This window comes from Devosia sp. LC5, from assembly GCF_000735585.1.
Taxonomy (GTDB): domain Bacteria; phylum Pseudomonadota; class Alphaproteobacteria; order Rhizobiales; family Devosiaceae; genus Devosia.
Map to the genome: position 1 here is coordinate 1 of NZ_JNNO01000044.1, position 16,815 is coordinate 16,815.

Sequence of the window (16,815 nt, forward strand, 5' to 3'; positions counted from 1 at the left end):
AAGCCCGCTTCGGGGAAAAATCGATGCGGCTCTTTACACGCGATCTCGATGAAACCGCAGACCCGGCCGCCATCAAGGCATATTACGCTTCCAAGTTGCCGGGTTGGAGCGAGATGGCCTTGGCCGACGACTTCTACAAGCAGTCTTGGTCATTCGCGCTCATCAGTCCGGACGAGCGGTATGCGTTCGCCGCCATAGCCCTGACGCCGCAAGCTGCCGGGCATGCCGGCATAGTGCCCATGTCCGTGCTCACCAACCTGGGCGCAGACTAGGACCAATCGACATTCAACTGATGCTGGCCTGCTAATGGCGGTGTCGACTGGTCCTGGCTGCCGGACGAAAGGGGACTCATCGCGTTACGGCGAGCGCCCGCGCCACGCCCCTCAGTTCCGCCAGTCCCTTTAGCCGGCCGATCAGCGGATAGCCTGGCTGCCCGCCACGGTTCAGGTCGTCGAGAATGTCCTGGCCATGATCGGGCCGCATCGGGATTATTGAGTCGAGGCGTCCACTGGCCTTGCGGCGCGCCTCCTCGTCAATAATCGCCCTGATCAGTTCGACCATGTCGACGCTGCCGTCCAGGTGCTCGCTTTCATGGAACGAGCAACCCACGCTCTCGCCTTCCAGCCGCACATTGCGCAGATGCAGGAAATGCACGCGATCGCCCAGGCGCCGCATAATCCCAGCAAGATCGTTATCGGGTCGCGCCCCCAAAGCGCCGGAGCACAGGGTCATCCCGTTGGCCGCGTCCGGCACATGATCGAGCAGGGCGCGATAGTCGGCTTCGGTCGACATGATGCGCGGCAGGCCCATGAGGGAAAATGGCGGATCGTCGGGATGGCAGCAGAGGCGTATGCCGAGCCCCGCCGCAACCGGCACTACCTCTTCGAGAAAATCGAACAAATGCCGGCGCAATCGCTCGCTCGATATATCGCCATAGCGCGCCAGATGTTCCTGCACCGTGCTGACCGACAGTTTGTCAACAGCTCCGGGCAATCCCGCCAGCACGCTGGCCGCCAGCTTTTGTTTGTCGGCGTCGCTCATGTGTTTGAAGCGCGCCGTGGCTTCCGCCGCGACAGCGGGCGGAACGCTCCCGGCGGCGCCTTTGCGCTGCAATAGATGAATATCGAAGGCCGCGAAATCGACCGCGTCGAACCGCATGCAGGTGCCGCCATGCGGCAGGCGCCATGCCAGGTCGGTGCGGGTCCAGTCGATCACCGGCATGAAATTGTAGCAGACCGTATAAATGCCCGCTGCTGCCAGGTTTTCCAGGCTCAGCTTGTAATTGGCAATGTGCTCCCGCCAGTCGCCGGTCTGCCGTTTTATGTCCTCCGAAACCGGCAGGCTTTCCACGACAAGCCAGACAAGGCCCGAAGCGCGGCCGTCGAATGTCGTGCCGATCTGGGCCTGGCGTTTGGCGATCTCGCTTGCGGACCAGCTTGCCCCATCGGGAATATGATGCAGGGCGGAGACGATGCCCGTGGCGCCCGTCTGCATGATGTCGGAAATGGTGGTGACGTCGGACGGCCCGAACCAGCGCCAGGTTTCGATCATGCCTGGCGCTCGATGGCGGCGCCGCCGGCGCCGAACAGGTGCCAATGGTTTTCGCGCGGCGCGAGATAGAGTACGTCGCCGCGCCTGGCCAGGCTCTGCCCGGCCTCGTGCACCAGGATCGGCACTTCGCCTGCCAGGGTGCAATGCAAATAGCTATTGGCGCCATATTGCTCGGCGACACCCACAGTGACCGGCCAGCCGGCACCCGCATCGCGAGACACCACGAAATCCTCGGGCCGGATTCCCAGCGTCGCCGGAGCGGCTTCCATTGATTGGGCCAATGCGCCCGGCAGCGTCAGTGGCGGCAGGCCCGGCGCCTCGAACACAACCTGCCCGGGCGCAACGGCGGAGACCTTGCCCTCGACGAAATTCATGCGCGGAGAACCGATGAAGCCCGCGACAAACAGATTGCGCGGATGATTATAGAGTTCGAGCGGCGCACCGACCTGTTCGATAATGCCCTTGCGCAGCACCACGATCTTGTCGGCCATGGTCATGGCCTCGATCTGGTCGTGCGTCACATAGATCATCGTATTGCCCAGCCGCTCACGCAGCTTGGTGATCTCGACCCGCATCAGCACGCGCAGTTCCGCATCGAGGTTGGAGAGCGGCTCGTCGAACAGGAATATCTTGGGGTCGCGCGTGATGGCCCGGCCGATGGCGACACGCTGGCGTTGTCCGCCCGACAATTGCTTTGGCCGCCGTTCGAGCAATTGTTCGATCTGCAGCAGGCGGGCAGCGTCCGAGACGCGGCGGTTGATCTCGGCCTTGTCCATGCGGATATTCTCGAGCCCGAAGCTGAGATTTTCCCGCACCGTCATATGCGGATAAAGCGCATAGGACTGGAACACCATGGCCACGCCGCGATCGGCGGCAGGCACGTCGACGACGCTGGCATTATCGATGCGGATGTCGCCATCCGAGACGTCTTCAAGGCCCGCAATCAGCCGGAGCAGGGTAGATTTACCGCAGCCCGAGGGGCCAACGAAAACGACGAACTCGCCATCCGTGATCTCGAGATCAACGCCCGGAATGACCTCGACGGCACCGAAGGATTTCTTGACATTTTGAAGCGTGAGGTTGGCCATCAATATGGTCCTTACTTGATACCGGTCGAGGCAATGCCGCTGGTAATGTAGCGTTGCAGGAAGATGAAGGCGAAGGCGAGCGGCAGGGCCGTCAGCGTCGTCATCGCCAACAGGATTTCGTAGCGCACGCCATATTCGGTCTGAAACGAGGCCAGGGCCAGTTGCAGCGTGTAGGACTCGCGCCGGGTCAGCACGACCAATGGCAACAGGAAGTCGTTCCAGCGCGACAGGATCGAGAAAATCGCCACCACCGCCAGAGCCGGCGAGGATAGCGGCAGGATGATGCGCCAGAAGATGCGCCATTCGCTGGCATGGTCCATGCGCGCCGCCTCGATCAATTCGTCCGGGATGGTCAGCATATATTGCCGCAACAGGAAGACGCCGGTCGGCGTGGCCACTGTCGGCAGGATGACACCCCACAGATTTCCAACCAGCCCGAGCTGGGCAACGATCATATAGGTGGGAACCAGCACTACCGTTGCCGGGATCATCAGCGTGGCGAGGATCGAAACCAGGGCTATGTTGGAGCCGCGGAAGCGGTATTTGGAGAGGGCAAAGGCCGCCATGGAATTCATCACCAGGGTGATGGCGGTGGCCACCACGGTGATGAAGAGGCTGTTGAACAGATAGCGCCAGATCTGCCCGCCCGAACTGGTCAGCAGGTTGGTATAGTTCTCGGTGGCAAGATATAATTGCCGGACCGGCGTGGCATCACCCACCGGCACGACGATCCGCTCCTCCGGATTGGCGGGGTCCACCATCTGCGCCTGAATGCCGACGCGGCGCAATTGCGCCAGCCGGCGGCTTTCGCCGTCTTCGCCCACCACGTCAAACAATGGCAGGGGCTCGTCATGGCCCTCCACCACAGCGGTCTGGTTGGCATAGGGCAGCAGGGTCGGGGGGAACTCGGTCAGGTTTGCCGGTGTCTTGAACGACGAGATGGCAACCCAGAGCACTGGCGTAAACATCACCACCAGCCCGAGGAACAGGTAGAGATAGGTCAGCCAGTCGGTCCAGTCGAGCCGTTTGCGCCCGCGCCGGCGCGTGGCGAATTCGACGATCGACAATCCCGGCTTTGCTTGGCTCAGATCAGTCATTATTGCCACCTCGCGAAATGCGCATCTGGATGCCGGTGAAAATCAGGAGCGCCAGGCCGAGGAAGAGCGAGGCGGCGGCGGCGAGGCCAAAATTGCGGGGCTGGGCGGCGAAGCCGACTTCGTAGATGTACTGGACCATCAGCATGGTCGCCGAGCCCGGGCCGCCGCCGGTCAGCACATAAAGCTCGTCGAAGGTCTGCACCGAGCGGATGACCGCGAGAATGAAAACTACCAGCATGACGGGCTTGAGCAGCGGCAGCGTGATCCGGGTGAACACGCGCCAAGGCGAGGCAGAGTCCATCTTGGCCGCCTCGTAGACATCCCGGGGGATGGCCTGCAGCCCCGCCAGAAGGATGATCGTATAGAAGCCCATATGAGCCCAGACGGTCACGAAGACCGACCAGAAGAATGCCGTATTGGGGAAGATCAGCCAATTGACCGGCGTCAGGCCGGCCGCCGAGATCAAGCCATTGAGTGCCCCGTTACGCTGCAGGATCCATTGCCAGGTCAGCGCCACCACAACGGGGGACAGCATGACGGGGAAAAAGAAAATACCGCGGAAGAATCCCCGGCCGACAATGTCGCGGTTAAGACAGATGGCGGTCAGCAAGGCGATGGCAATCATGCAGATCACCTGCACTGGCACGAAGACCATCGTATTGCCCAAGGCCCGCCAGAACAGGTCGCGCGAGCAGGTCGACGGATCAAGATAATTGGTACAGTCGAGCAGGCTCTGATAATTGGCGCCGCCGACAAAGGGACGATCCCAGGGGAACAGCCGGTCGCTGCCGCTCATCGAATAGAAGACGTTGATGAACACCGGTAGCAGAGCGAACAGAATAACGGCGACCAGGTTGGGCAGCAGGAACACCCATGGCATCCGCTTGATGCCCACCCCCCGCTGGATACCGGACATTGCCGGCTCGATGAGGCGCGCCGGCAGTGACAGGATCGCGCCGGCGGCTGAGGCGAGTTGAACCCTTGCGCTCATGAGACTGTTCCTTGAACTGGATAGATGGGGGCCGCCCCATCGAGCGGGGCGGCCACCGCAATCAGGACTGACCGCCCGCCGCTTGAATGGCGAGATCGACGTCTTCCTCGATGCGTTCCATCGCGGCATCGACCGTCAATTCACTGTTGAGCACCTGGCTGATGCGGGTGGTCAGCGCGTTCATCATCGCCCGCTGGTAGCGCCAGCCCTGGAAGCGGTAGGCTGCGGCATCCATCTTGGGGATCTGGTTGATGAATGTGGCCAGCGCTTCCGAGGTTCGGGCCGAGGCGGTTGGATACTCCACCCCATTGGCGATTTGTGACGCCGCGGACGGAATTTCGACTTCGGTTGAGATGTAGTGGTCGAGGTTTTCCGGCTGGGCAAAAAAGTTGATCAGTTTCCCGGCAATCTCGGCATTCTGGGTATGGGAGAAGACCGTCATGGCGCCGCCGCCCGGCATCACGGTGCATGAGGATGGACCGCAAGGCGCCGGAACGACGGCCCAGTCAAACAGATCGCCGACTTCGCTATCCATCTGCGCCAGGGTCCAGGAGCCGCCGAAATAGAGGACGGCATTGGCGTTGAGGAAATCGGAGAACAGTTCGCGATGGGTCGCGCCGCCAACCGCCCCCCACAGATCCATCGGCATGGTGCCGTCCTGATGCCAGGCGACGAATTGTTCGATCGCGGCACGCAGGCCATCGTCGACCACTGGACGCCCCTGCTCATCGACCAATTGCGCGCCATAGCTGATGGCAAGGCTGGCAAAGCGGTGCCCTGAGCGGTCCATTTCCATGGCAAATTCGGTATTGGTGGCCTCTGCGACCTGCCGCGTTGCCTCGGCCCATTCCTGCCAGGTTGCGCCCTCGGCGGGAACCGGCACGCCGGCCTGCTCGAACAGGGTCAGGTTCACGTAGGCGCCGTTGACGGTGAGCGTCGTCGGCATGCCGTAAATGGCGGTGCTCGTTGCATCGCCGCCGCGCAGCCATTGCAGCGTCTGGCCCCATTCCTTCTCAAAATAGGCCGCGTCAACATAGGGCGTGATGTCCTGATAGAATCGGCTCAGCCCGCCCAGGTCGGTGATGATGGCAATATCGGGTCCTTCGCCGGCCTCAAGCTGCACGGGCAGGCTTTCCACCAGCGTCTGGTAGCTCACCTCCTCCACAACGACAGTGACGCCGGGATTCTCGGCCTCGAAGGCTTTTCCCATTTCGGCAAAGATCTCGCCGCCGGTTCCAGTGTCGCCGGCCCATAGGGTGATCTGCTGAGCGTGAGCGGCGGTGATGGGCGCGAGTGCAAGCACCAAAGCCAGCGCGGTGGTGGTCCTCAATGTAGTGCGTTTCATTCCAATTCCTCCTCCAGGAATGGGCTGCGTCTGAAACAGCCGTTATCGCCAAACTTGTTTTGGTAAGACCACAATGTCAAGCCTCTTGGTATTACCAGATTGAGCGAGGCGCCTCGGTAAGCCATTAGACCCAGCACTTGTGGTCGATAAATCCATATTTTGACGACAAAATCTGACTATCTGGTCAGCCATTAGTTCTTGACAGAAAAGCTGAATGCCTATCTGGTTTAACCAATTGACGAGCCCGCATTGGCTCTTCGGTAGCTGGAGGAATTGCCTGAAATGGTTAGATTTGCGGTCGTTGGCATCGACCACGGACATATTTTCGATCATGCCAAAGGTCTGATCCGGGCCGGCGCCGGGTTTGCCGGCTATTGCCCCAAAACCTCCATCCCGAGCCTGGTCGAGAGCTTTGCGCAAGCCTATCCCGATGTTCCCCAGATCGATCGTGAAACGCTCTTTGCCGATCCCAGCATCGACGTGATCTGCATTGCCGCTATTCCGCGTGACCGCGCGGGCCTGGCGATCCAGGCCATGCGGGCGGGCAAAGATGTGATGGTCGATAAGCCCGGCCTCACCACCTATGCCCAGCTCGAAGCCGTGCAGCAGGCCGTGGCCGAAACCGGGCGCATCTTCTCGATCTGCTTCACCGAGCGGCATTGCGTCCGCTCTGCGGTCAAGGCTGGCAAGCTGGTCGCTGCAGGCGCTGTCGGCCGGGTCATCCAGACCCTGGGCACCGGGCCGCATCGCCTGGGCAATTCCCGGCCCGACTGGTTCTGGCAGCATGACGCATTCGGCGGCATCATCGTTGACATCGCCTCCCACCAGATCGATCAATTCCTGTTCTATACCGGCTCCGAAACCGCCGAGATCGTCGCGTCGCAGGTCGCCAATTTCGCCAATCCGCAAGCGCCTGAATTCGAGGATTTCGGCGATCTGCTGCTGCGCAGCGACAGGGCCTGCGGCTATGTCCGCGTCGATTGGTTCACCCCGGACGGGCTGCCGACCTGGGGCGATGGAAGGCTGACCATATTGGGCACCGAGGGCTATATCGAGCTGCGCAAATATGTCGATATCGCCGGCCGGGACGGCAAGGACCACCTTTTCCTGGTCAACAAGCATGGCGTAGAACATATCGATTGCTCGAATGAAGAGCTCGACTACTTCGCCAGCTTTGCCGCCGATGTCCGCGACCGCAGTGCGACCGCAATGTCGCAGCAACATGTCTATGAAGTCTGCCGGCTGTCCCTCGATGCCCAGAGCAGAGCTGTCAACATTTCTTCCCAGCCTAAAGGATAGATCCCATGACCCGGAAACTGCGCGTCGGCTTGATTGGCGCCGGCATCGCCCAGCGGCACCTGGCCGGTTACAACTGGAACAAGGACCTGTTCGAAGTTCCCGTGCTCTGTTCCCTTGATGAGGACCGCGGCCGCCAGGCCGTCGCCGAATATGGCGTTGGCGAATATACCAGCGACGTCGAAACGCTGTTCGCGCGGGATGATCTCGATGTCATCGACATCTGCACGCCGCCCGATTCCCACTTCGCCCTTTCCAAGCGCGCCATCGAAGCGGGCAAGCATGTCATCTGCGAGAAGCCGCTCTTCGGCTCGATCGCCGATGTCGATGCGATGAGCGAAATCGTCGGCAAGACCGATCGCAAATTCATGCCGATCTTCCAGTATCGCTACGGCACGGGGCTGCAAAAGCTCAAGCGGCTGATCGAACTGGGTCTGGCCGGCAGGCCGTTCCTCACCACCGTCGAGACGCATTGGTGGCGCGGCCCGGCCTATTACGAGGTGCCGTGGCGCGGCAAATGGGCCAGTGAACTTGGGGGCGGCCTGTTGGGCCACGCCATCCACGCCCATGACATGCTCAACTATGTCCACGGCGCCTGTGCCGAGATCTTCGCCCATGGTGCGACCCTGGTGAACAAGATCGAGGTCGAGGACACCATGACCCTCTCGGTCAAGATGGCCAATGGCTCGCTCGCCGCCCTGTCGATGACCCTGGGGTCGCGCAAGGAGATTTCCCGCCTGCGCTTCTGCTTCAGCGACATGGTGGCCGAGAGCATTCTGGAACCCTATACGATGGGGCGCGATCCCTGGACCTTCATCGCCGGCACGCCGGAACACCAGGCCAGGATCGATGCGGCATTGGCTGACCACCAGGTCACCGAAGACGGCTATACAAGACAGTTCGAGTTGTTCCACCAGGCGGTGATGGCTGGCGGGGAGCCGCCCGTAACCCTGGAAGATGCGCGCAATTCGCTTGCTTTGGTGACGGCTGCGTATCATTCCCAGAGAACGGGCCAGCCGTCACAATTGCCAATCACGCCAGCGCATCCGCTTTATGGCTCCTGGCTCCCTTGACCGGCGGGTCGACGGCTGGGAGGCCAAAGATGCAAAAGGACCGGAGCTATCCGCGGCTGCAGGGCAATCAACGGCTCTACCAGGTCGTCGCGCGCCAGATCGCCAGGCTGATCGAGCAGAACGCTGCCGATAAGTCCTGGCGCATGCCCTCCGAGCGGGAACTGGCCGAAGAACTCTCGGTCAGCCGTCCGGTCATCCGCGAGGCGGTGATCGCGCTGGAAATGCGCGGCATTGTCGAAGTGCGCGGCCGGGCCGGGATCATGGTCCTGCCCAGCAGGCTGTCGCAGGTGAGCTTCGATCTCTCGGTAAGCGATATCGGGCCGGGCCCGTTCGAACTGCTGGAGGCGCGGCTTGCCATCGAGTCGAGCGCGGCGGCGCTGGCCGCCGAGCGGGCGACCAATTACGACATCCTGGTGCTGGAAGAATGCATCGCCCAGATGGAGCAGGAAACCGAAGTGGTCCTGCTGCAGGAAAAAGGCGACCGCGACTTCCACATGACCATCGCCAGGATGACCAACAATGCCATCATCGTCTCGATGATCGAGGCGCTATGGGCACAGCGCGATGAGTCACTGATGTGGAAGAAGCTGCACGAGCACATCCACGCCGAAAGCGTGCGCCCGCTCTGGATCGGGGATCATCACGCGATCGTCTCGGCCTTGCGCATGCGCCATCCCGATGCCGCCTACAAGGCGATGGCGCGCCATATCCGCAACGTCACCAATGAACTGCTCGAAGCAGACGAACGCGGCCGCGTGATCACTGAGTAGCGCCCCGGCAGTAGGCGCTAGCTGATGATCTTGCGGGCACGCAGGTCGTCGAACACCGAAAAGAACATTGCCGCCGTGTCGATATGTTCGTGAAAGCCCAGGCGCCGTGCTTTCGATCCGTCGGCGAAAAAGTCGTAGTTCCAGCTAAAGACGGCATCACCGAAAGGCCAGGACGATACCTGCGAATAGCTGATGTCCGCGAGGTTGTGGCGGTCCACCATCTGCGCCCATAGGGGCTCCTTGTCGGCCATGATAGCGGACAGCTGCATCGGCAGGGGCGGCGCCACATCCATTTCGAAATAGGCCGCGATCCTGGGCCACATTTCGCTCCAGCGAAACAGGTCGCCATTGGTGATGTTGAGAGCCTGGTTTGCACAGGCCGGTGTGGTGGCTGCCCAAATGGTGGCCCGCGCCAGCAGCCCGGCATCCGTCATCTCCAGCAGGCTGTCATAGGCGCCCGGCTTGCCCGGAAAGCGGAGTGGCAGGCCGAGTTCCCTGGACATGCTGGCGTAAATGGCGATCACCATGGCCAGGTTCATCGGGTTACCCAGTCCGAAACCGATAACCACCGAAGGACGCAGGGCGGACCATGTCCAGCTCTGGCCGATTTGCCGCCGTTCAAGAAATGCCTGCTGGTCGATATTGAATTCAGGCGGCATGTGGTTGGCGTCACTCTCGCGCGCTGGTGTCTTGAAGGGCCCCAGATGGGCGCCATAGACCTTGTAGCCCTGCATCAGGCTGATGTGCTGCAACCGCTGGGCGACGGGCTCGATAGCGTCGACTACATTGACCAGCATTGCCAGGTTTGGCGGCACCAGCGCGGCCCAACTGGGGCGATCCTGGTAGGCCGCATAAAAGATATGCGTGACCTCCGACAGTTCGGCGAGGGCCTGGCGGGTAGCTTCGCGGTCGAGCAGATCGACAGCGATATAGCGGACACGCTCCCTCGAGACACCACCCCGGCGTGACAGCCCGACAATATCCCAATCGTCCAGTGTCAGCAGATGATCGATAAGATTGCCGCCAATTACGCCATTGGCGCCGACCACCAGGGCGGTTTTTCGTGTTTCGGACATGCTGTTCTCCAAGCGCCCCCGATGGGCGATGGCGCAGCATCATTTATTTGTTCATGGCGCAGCAGGCCGCTAAATATACTATCAGTTATAAGGAACACTTTGGGTGCTTTGATGGATGTCCTGGCCGCTATGGGCGTATTCGTGCGGGTCGCCGAACTGGGCAGCCTGTCTGCGGCAGGCCGGGACCTGAACCTGTCCCAGCCTGCCGTCAGCCAGAAAGTCAGCGCGTTGGAGCGGCATCTGGGCGTGCGGTTGATCAATCGGACCACCCGTCAAGTGGCACTCACTGAAGCAGGCCGGACATATTATGCGCGGGCCAGGCCGGTGCTCGCCGCGGTCGATGAAGCGGCCGAACTGGTCGCTGGCGCGGACGCTCCATTGCGGGGCCACCTTCGCATCCAGGCGCCAACCGGCTTTGGCCAGATGTATCTTGCCGATATCGCAATCGCGTTTCAGCTGGCACATCCCGGGCTGACCACCGAATTGATGCTGGACGACCGCTATGTGGACCTGACCGAGCAGGCGGTCGACCTGGCCGTTCGCTTCGGCACCCTGCGATCCTCCGGTCTGGTTGCGCGCCGGCTCGGCACGCTCCGGCGCATTCTAGTTGCCGCGCCAGCCTACCTTGCCCGGCATGGCACGCCCGGGACGCCGGAAGAACTGTCGGCGCACCGGCAGGTGCGGTTCAGTTGGGCCGCGACGGACGATTCCATGCCGTTGACGGGGCCGGCCGGGCCGCTGCATGTGGCGGTGCAGACCAGTTTCCTTGCCAACAATACTTTCGTACTCACCAAGGCGCTGGTGGCCGGCCTTGGCTTGGGAGGCGCGCAATTGCCCCAGATACGGGCTGAACTTGCCACGGGCAAATTGGTGCAGATCATGCCGGCCTATCAATATGCGCCGCTCGAGGTGCATGCCGTCTTTCCCACCTCGCATTTCCTGCCGGCCAAAGTCAGGGCATTCACCGATCACCTCAAGAGTGCTTTATCAGAAATCATCTGAGGCGCGCCCGAGAGAGCCCTTCGCTTTCCCCCTTGTGCTTTTTGGGGCGCTCCGGTACTTGCTGGTCTCAGGACATCTTGCCCTAACGCAAGACGCATAGACCTGGGAGGGTCGCTGAAGATGGCTGCAATGCCCCTGACCGCGCCGGCGGTGAAACCGGCTAATCCGAATTTTTCGTCGGGCCCATGTGCCAAGCGTCCTGGTTGGACGGTTGAAGCGCTGGCCAATGCGCTGGTTGGGCGGTCGCACCGCTCCAAGCCGGGCAAGGCCCGCATTCAGCGCGCCATCGATCTGACGCGCGAACTGCTCGAAGTGCCGGCGGATTACCGCATCGGCATCGTGCCGGCTTCCGATACCGGCGCCGTCGAGATGGCGCTGTGGTCCATGCTGGGCGCGCGCGGCGTCGATATGTTGGCCTGGGAGAGCTTTGGCGAGGGTTGGGTCACCGACGTGAGTAAGCAGCTCAAGCTCGAAGACGTGCGCATCCTCAAGGCCGGTTATGGCGAGCTGCCCGATCTCACCCAGGTCGATTTCGACCGCGACGTGGTGTTCACCTGGAATGGCACCACTTCGGGCGTCCGCGTCGAGAACGGCGACTGGATCGCGGCAGACCGCAAGGGCCTGACCATTTGCGACGCCACCTCGGCAGCCTTTGCGCAGAATCTCGATTTCGCCAAGCTCGATGTGGTGACCTTCTCCTGGCAAAAGGCGCTGGGCGGGGAAGCCGCCCATGGCGTGTTGATCCTGTCGCCGCGTGCTGTCGAGCGGCTCGAGAGCTTCAAGCCCGACCGCCCGCTACCCAAGATTTTCCGCCTGACCAAGGGCGGCAAGCTGCTCGAGGAAGTGTTCGAGGCCGCAACGATCAACACGCCCTCGATGATCTGCATCGAAGACGCGATCGACGCCATGGAATGGGGTAAATCCCTCGGTGGTTTGAAAGCGATGCAGGCCCGCGCCGATGCCAATTTCAAGGTGCTGGCCGATTGGGTCGCCAAGACGGATTGGGTGGACTTCTTGGCCAAGAACCCGGCCAACCGGTCCAATACTTCGGTGTGCTTCTCGATCGTCGATCCGGCCGTGACGGCGCTCGATGCCGACAAGCAGGCAGCCTTTGCCAAGGCCATCGTCTCCCGGCTCGACAAGGCGGGCGTCGCCTATGATATCGGCGCCTATAAGGATGCTCCCTCGGGCCTGCGCATCTGGGCCGGCTCGACCATTGAAGCGTCGGATCTCGCCGCGCTCGTGCCGTGGTTGGATTTTGCCTTTGCCGAAGAAAAAGCCGCGCTCAGCGTCGCTGCTTAGATCTCAGTACCCCCTCCCAACCTCCCCCTGATAGGGGGAGGAGCTGATCGAGTTTTTGGCACGATATCGCCCGGAACGCGGAGCTGTCTCTCCTCCTATCAGGGGGAGGCCAGGAGGGGGTATCCCACTCAAAAAACCGTCAAATCTCAGGGATTACCCAAATGCCCAAGGTTCTCGTTTCCGACAAGCTCAGCCCCACCGCCGTCCAGATCTTCAAGGATAATGGCGTGGAGGTGGATTACCTGCCCGATCTGGGCAAGGACAAGGACAAGCTGCTCGAAGTCATCGGCCAGTATGATGGCCTGGCCATCCGCTCGGCCACCAAGGTGACCGAAAAGATCATTGCCGCGGCCACCAATCTGAAGGTGATCGGCCGGGCCGGCATCGGTGTCGACAATGTCGATATCCCCGCGGCGACCAAGAAGGGGATCATCGTGATGAATACCCCTTTCGGCAATTCGATCACCACGGCCGAGCATGCCATTGCCATGATGATGGCGCTGGCCCGCCAGCTGCCGGAGGCGGATGCCTCGACCCGCGCGAGCAAGTGGGAAAAGAACCGCTTCATGGGCGTCGAAGTCACCAACAAGATTTTGGGCCTGATCGGGGCGGGCAATATCGGCTCGATCGTTGCCGACCGGGCGCAGGGCCTCAAGATGAAGGTCGTTGCCTTTGACCCCTTCCTGACGCCGGAACGCGCCCAGACCATGGGCGTCGAAAAGGTCGAGCTGGACGAGTTGCTGGAGCGGGCCGATTTCATCACGCTGCATACCCCGCTGATCGACGCGACGCGCAATATCATCAGCGCCGAAGCCCTGGCCAAGACCAAGAAGGGCGTGCGCATCATCAATTGCGCCCGTGGCGGCCTGGTCGATGAGGCAGCGCTATATGATGCGCTCAAGTCCGGCCAGGTTGCCGGCGCCGCGCTCGATGTATTCCTGGCCGAGCCGGCCGAGAATAACCCATTGTTCGAGCTGTCCAACGTGATCTGCACCCCGCATCTGGGCGCTTCGACCACTGAAGCGCAGGAGAATGTGGCGTTGCAGGTGGCCGAACAGATTTCGGCCTATCTGATGACCGGGGAGATCACCAATGCGCTCAATTTCCCGTCCATCTCGGCCGAGGAAGCTCCGCGCCTGACCCCCTTCATCAAGCTCGCCGAAGTGCTGGGCTCGTTTGCCGGGCAACTAACCGAAACGGCGATCCAGGGTATCAAGATCGAGTTCGAGGGCGATGTAGCCAGCATGAATACCCGCCCCATGGTGGCCGCCGCTCTGCATGGCGTGCTCAAGCCCCTTTTGGCCGAGGTCAACATGGTCTCGGCGCCGCAGGTGGCCAAGGATCGTGGCGTCAATGTCGAAGTGGTCACCCGCGAACAGCAGGGCGCTTACGAAAATTATATCCGCCTGACAGTGCTGACCGAGCGGCAGGAGCGCGCCGTGGCCGGCACGGTCTTCGCCAATGGCAAGCCGCGCATCATCCAGGTCAAGGGCATCAATATGGAGGCCGAACTCAGTCCCTCCATGCTCTATGTGACCAATGAGGACAAGCCGGGCCATATCGGCCGTCTGGGCACGCTGCTTGGCACGCTTGGCATCAATATCGCCAATTTTAACCTGGGCCGTGTCGAAGTGGGGTCGGACGCTATCGCGCTTGTGTCCATCGATGGCACGCTGACCGAACCCCAACTGGCCGAAATCGCCGCCCTCGAGGGCGTCAAGCAGGCCAAAGCGCTCAAGTTCTAGTCTTTGTGAGTGTTGGAATGCTGGGGCCGGCGCGCAAGCGTCGGCCTTTTTTATGAGGTTTGCTACACGGTATTCCGCCGTGCCGCCCATTCGGCCAGCACGATGCCGCCAACGATGATGGCGGCGGCCAGATAGTGATAAAGCTCCAGCCGTTCTCCCAGCACCAGCACCGAGCCCAGCGCGCCAAACACCGGGATCAGGTTGTGGCTCGGCGCGGCGCGGTTGGGGCCGACCAGTTCGACGCCGCGGGCATAAAACACCTGGCTGAACATGGAGGGAAAGATCATCACATAGAGGATGACGGCCCAGACCATTGGCGACATTTGTGGAATGGTGCCCAGGGACGTAAGGCCGGGTCCGAACAGCTGGAGCATGGCGAGCCCAGTGATCGCAGCGCCGGAAAAGGCCACCGCCATGAAGCTCATCATATGCACATTGGGACGATATTTGAGCGCCAGCGTATAGGCGGTGTAGGCCAGGCATGCCAGGATCACGAAGCCATCGCCGATATTGATGTCGAGGCCGACAATGCGCCCGAGATCGCCATGCGTGGCGGTGAGCATCACGCCCGTGATGGCGATGATGACGCCGGCGATCTGGAGTGGCTTCACCCGGGCGCGGAAGACGATGAAATTGGCGGCCAGGATCATCATCGGCAGGGCCGCCTGCACGATGGCCGCGTTGACGCCCGTTGTGGTGCCGAGGCCCACATAGAGCAACACATTGAACAGCGCATAGCCGATCGCGCCAAAGGCCATCAGCAATGGCCAGGTGCGGCGGATCACGGGCCAGTCCTGCCGCAAATATCCCCAGGAAAACGGCAGGATGAACAAAGTCGCGCCCAGGCAGCGCGCGGCGAGCAGCAGAAACGGGTCGATTTCGCCTACCACCAGCTTGGCCGCAACCACATTGCCGCCCCAGAATAAAGGGGCCAGAATGAGCAGCAAATAGGGCTGATCGAGCAGGCGGGCGGAAATGCCGCGATTTTCGGACTCTAGCGGCTTTGTCATCGGGACCCGGGTGATGTAAGGACAGTCGGACTTATCAGTTATTCGGCCGCGTTAAAACTCGACAAAGGTGGCCGGGAGGACAGACGTCCAAGTGTTGGATGGATGTGGCAGCTCGCGCCGGCCCTCGCCGGTTGCGCTCTCTTGAGGAAGACTTTTATGGCGAATGTGGTTGTCGTCGGCTCGCAGTGGGGCGACGAGGGCAAAGGCAAGATCGTGGACTGGCTCAGCGAGCGTGCCGATGTGGTGGTGCGCTATCATGGCGGCCACAATGCTGGCCACACGCTGGTCATCGACGGGGTGAGCTATAAGCTGGCGCTGCTGCCCTCGGGCCTGGTGCAGGGCAAGCTCTCGGTCATCGGCAATGGCGTGGTAGTGGATCCCCATCATTTCGTAGCGGAGATGGCCAAGCTGCGCGGGCAGGGGGTCAAGATCACTCCCGAAATCCTGCGCATTGCCGACAATGCCCCCCTGATTCTGTCGCTGCATCGCGAACTCGATGCGATTCGCGAGGATTCCAATTCCGGCCTCAAGATCGGCACCACCAAGCGCGGCATCGGTCCGGCCTATGAGGACAAGGTGGGCCGCCGCGCCATCCGCCTGATCGACCTCAGCGAGCCCGAAACGCTGATGCCCAAGATCGAGCGCCTGCTCGGCCATCACAATGCGCTGCGCCGCGGCATGGGCCTGGTCGAAATCGAAGCGCAGAAGATTTACGACGAGCTGGCTTCGGTTGCCGCCGAAATCTTGCCCTTCATGGACCGCGTCTGGCAGGTGCTGGATGACAAGCGCAAGGCCGGCGCCCGCATCCTGTTCGAGGGCGCGCAGGGCGCTCTGCTCGACAACGATCACGGCACCTATCCGTTCGTCACCTCCTCCAATACCGTTGCCGGTCAGGCCGCGGCCGGTTCGGGCCTTGGCCCCACCGCCATCGGCTATGTGCTGGGCATTACCAAGGCCTATACGACCCGCGTGGGCGAGGGGCCATTTCCCTGCGAGCTGGATGACGACATCGGCCGTCACCTGGCCGTTGTGGGCCGCGAAGTGGGCGTCAATACCGGCCGGCCGCGCCGTTGCGGGTGGTTCGATGCTGTCCTCGTGCGCCAGACCGTCAAGACCTCGGGCATTACGGGCATTGCGCTGACCAAGCTGGACGTGCTGGACGGGCTCAAGGAGATCAAGATCTGCGTCGGCTACGAGCTGGACGGATCACGAATTGATTACTTGCCTGCCTCAATGGGAGCACAGGCGCGCGTTACCCCGATTTATGAGACGCTGGAGGGATGGTCGGACACGACGGCCGGCGCGCGCAGCTGGGCCGAATTGCCGGCCCAGGCGGTCAAATATGTGCGCTATATTGAAGAGCTGATCGGGGCCCCAGTTGCCATGCTGTCGACGAGCCCCGAACGCGCCGACACCATCCTTGTCGTTGACCCATTCCAAGACTGAGTTTTTTTGTTACAACACGTGCT

The 16,815-nt window shown here is 61.6% G+C and carries 14 protein-coding genes and 1 pseudogene; 8 read left to right on the forward strand and 7 right to left on the reverse strand.

The window, feature by feature from the left end; all coding sequences use genetic code 11:
• A pseudogene (locus FF80_RS17325) lies at nt 1-272 on the forward strand (hypothetical protein); the annotation flags it as partial.
• A 76-nt stretch (nt 273-348) separates the two neighbouring features.
• On the opposite strand, the gene uxuA reads toward FF80_RS17325, so the two are convergent.
• The 5 genes from uxuA to FF80_RS17350 form a co-directional block, all read right to left on the reverse strand.
• Nucleotides 349-1,551, reverse strand: coding sequence for a mannonate dehydratase (uxuA, locus tag FF80_RS17330; protein ID WP_035102807.1), 1,203 nt, complete (start codon nt 1,549-1,551; stop codon nt 349-351).
• Nucleotides 1,548-2,639, reverse strand: coding sequence for a sn-glycerol-3-phosphate ABC transporter ATP-binding protein UgpC (gene ugpC / locus FF80_RS17335; RefSeq protein WP_035102808.1), 1,092 nt, complete (start codon nt 2,637-2,639; stop codon nt 1,548-1,550). The genes uxuA and ugpC overlap by 4 nt, the downstream gene beginning before the upstream one ends.
• Before the next feature lie 11 nt (nt 2,640-2,650).
• Nucleotides 2,651-3,736, reverse strand: coding sequence for a carbohydrate ABC transporter permease (locus FF80_RS17340; protein WP_035102809.1), 1,086 nt, complete (start codon nt 3,734-3,736; stop codon nt 2,651-2,653).
• Entirely contained in the window at nt 3,729-4,727 is a 999-nt protein-coding gene (locus tag FF80_RS17345) for a sugar ABC transporter permease (protein WP_081917519.1), read from the reverse strand. The genes FF80_RS17340 and FF80_RS17345 overlap by 8 nt, the downstream gene beginning before the upstream one ends.
• Before the next feature lie 61 nt (nt 4,728-4,788).
• Complete coding sequence (locus tag FF80_RS17350) at nt 4,789-6,072, reverse strand: extracellular solute-binding protein (RefSeq protein WP_035102810.1); 1,284 nt, start codon at nt 6,070-6,072, stop codon at nt 4,789-4,791.
• 282 nt (nt 6,073-6,354) lie between these two features.
• Here FF80_RS17350 and FF80_RS17355 point away from each other — a divergent pair, with 282 nt between their 5' ends.
• The 3 genes from FF80_RS17355 to FF80_RS17365 are packed head-to-tail and all read left to right on the forward strand — an operon-like array spanning nt 6,355 to nt 9,211.
• Entirely contained in the window at nt 6,355-7,371 is a 1,017-nt protein-coding gene (locus FF80_RS17355) for a Gfo/Idh/MocA family oxidoreductase (protein WP_035102811.1), read from the forward strand.
• 5 nt (nt 7,372-7,376) lie between these two features.
• Nucleotides 7,377-8,441, forward strand: a complete 1,065-nt coding sequence (locus tag FF80_RS17360; RefSeq protein WP_035102812.1) for a Gfo/Idh/MocA family oxidoreductase — start codon at nt 7,377-7,379, stop codon at nt 8,439-8,441.
• A gap of 29 nt (nt 8,442-8,470) precedes the next feature.
• The gene (locus FF80_RS17365; protein WP_035102813.1) at nt 8,471-9,211 is read left to right on the forward strand and encodes a FadR/GntR family transcriptional regulator; all 741 of its coding nucleotides are present in this window, start codon (nt 8,471-8,473) and stop codon (nt 9,209-9,211) included.
• 17 nt (nt 9,212-9,228) lie between these two features.
• On the opposite strand, the gene FF80_RS17370 is transcribed toward FF80_RS17365, so the two are convergent.
• Nucleotides 9,229-10,287 (reverse strand): SDR family oxidoreductase, encoded by a 1,059-nt coding sequence (locus tag FF80_RS17370; protein ID WP_035102814.1) that lies wholly within the window; start codon nt 10,285-10,287, stop codon nt 9,229-9,231.
• A gap of 111 nt (nt 10,288-10,398) precedes the next feature.
• Between FF80_RS17370 and FF80_RS17375 the strand changes: the two genes are divergently transcribed.
• The 3 genes from FF80_RS17375 to serA all read left to right on the forward strand — a co-directional run bounded on the left by FF80_RS17375 (nt 10,399) and on the right by serA (nt 14,336).
• Nucleotides 10,399-11,289 (forward strand): LysR family transcriptional regulator, encoded by an 891-nt coding sequence (locus tag FF80_RS17375; RefSeq protein ID WP_035102815.1) that lies wholly within the window; start codon nt 10,399-10,401, stop codon nt 11,287-11,289.
• Nucleotides 11,290-11,418: 129 nt separating this feature from the next.
• Entirely contained in the window at nt 11,419-12,591 is a 1,173-nt protein-coding gene (locus FF80_RS17380; RefSeq protein WP_035102974.1) for a phosphoserine transaminase, read from the forward strand.
• 161 nt (nt 12,592-12,752) lie between these two features.
• On the forward strand, nt 12,753-14,336 hold the full coding sequence (serA, locus tag FF80_RS17385) for a phosphoglycerate dehydrogenase (RefSeq protein ID WP_035102816.1): 1,584 nt from the start codon (nt 12,753-12,755) through the stop codon (nt 14,334-14,336).
• Nucleotides 14,337-14,398: 62 nt separating this feature from the next.
• Here serA and FF80_RS17390 read toward each other — a convergent pair whose 3' ends face one another.
• A complete protein-coding gene (locus tag FF80_RS17390; protein ID WP_052153710.1) occupies nt 14,399-15,346 on the reverse strand; it encodes a DMT family transporter in 948 nt (315 codons plus the stop codon).
• Between the two features lie 156 nt (nt 15,347-15,502).
• Between FF80_RS17390 and FF80_RS17395 the strand changes: the two genes are divergently transcribed.
• Nucleotides 15,503-16,792, forward strand: coding sequence for an adenylosuccinate synthase (locus FF80_RS17395; RefSeq protein ID WP_035102817.1), 1,290 nt, complete (start codon nt 15,503-15,505; stop codon nt 16,790-16,792).
• Nucleotides 16,793-16,815: the final 23 nt, after the last annotated feature.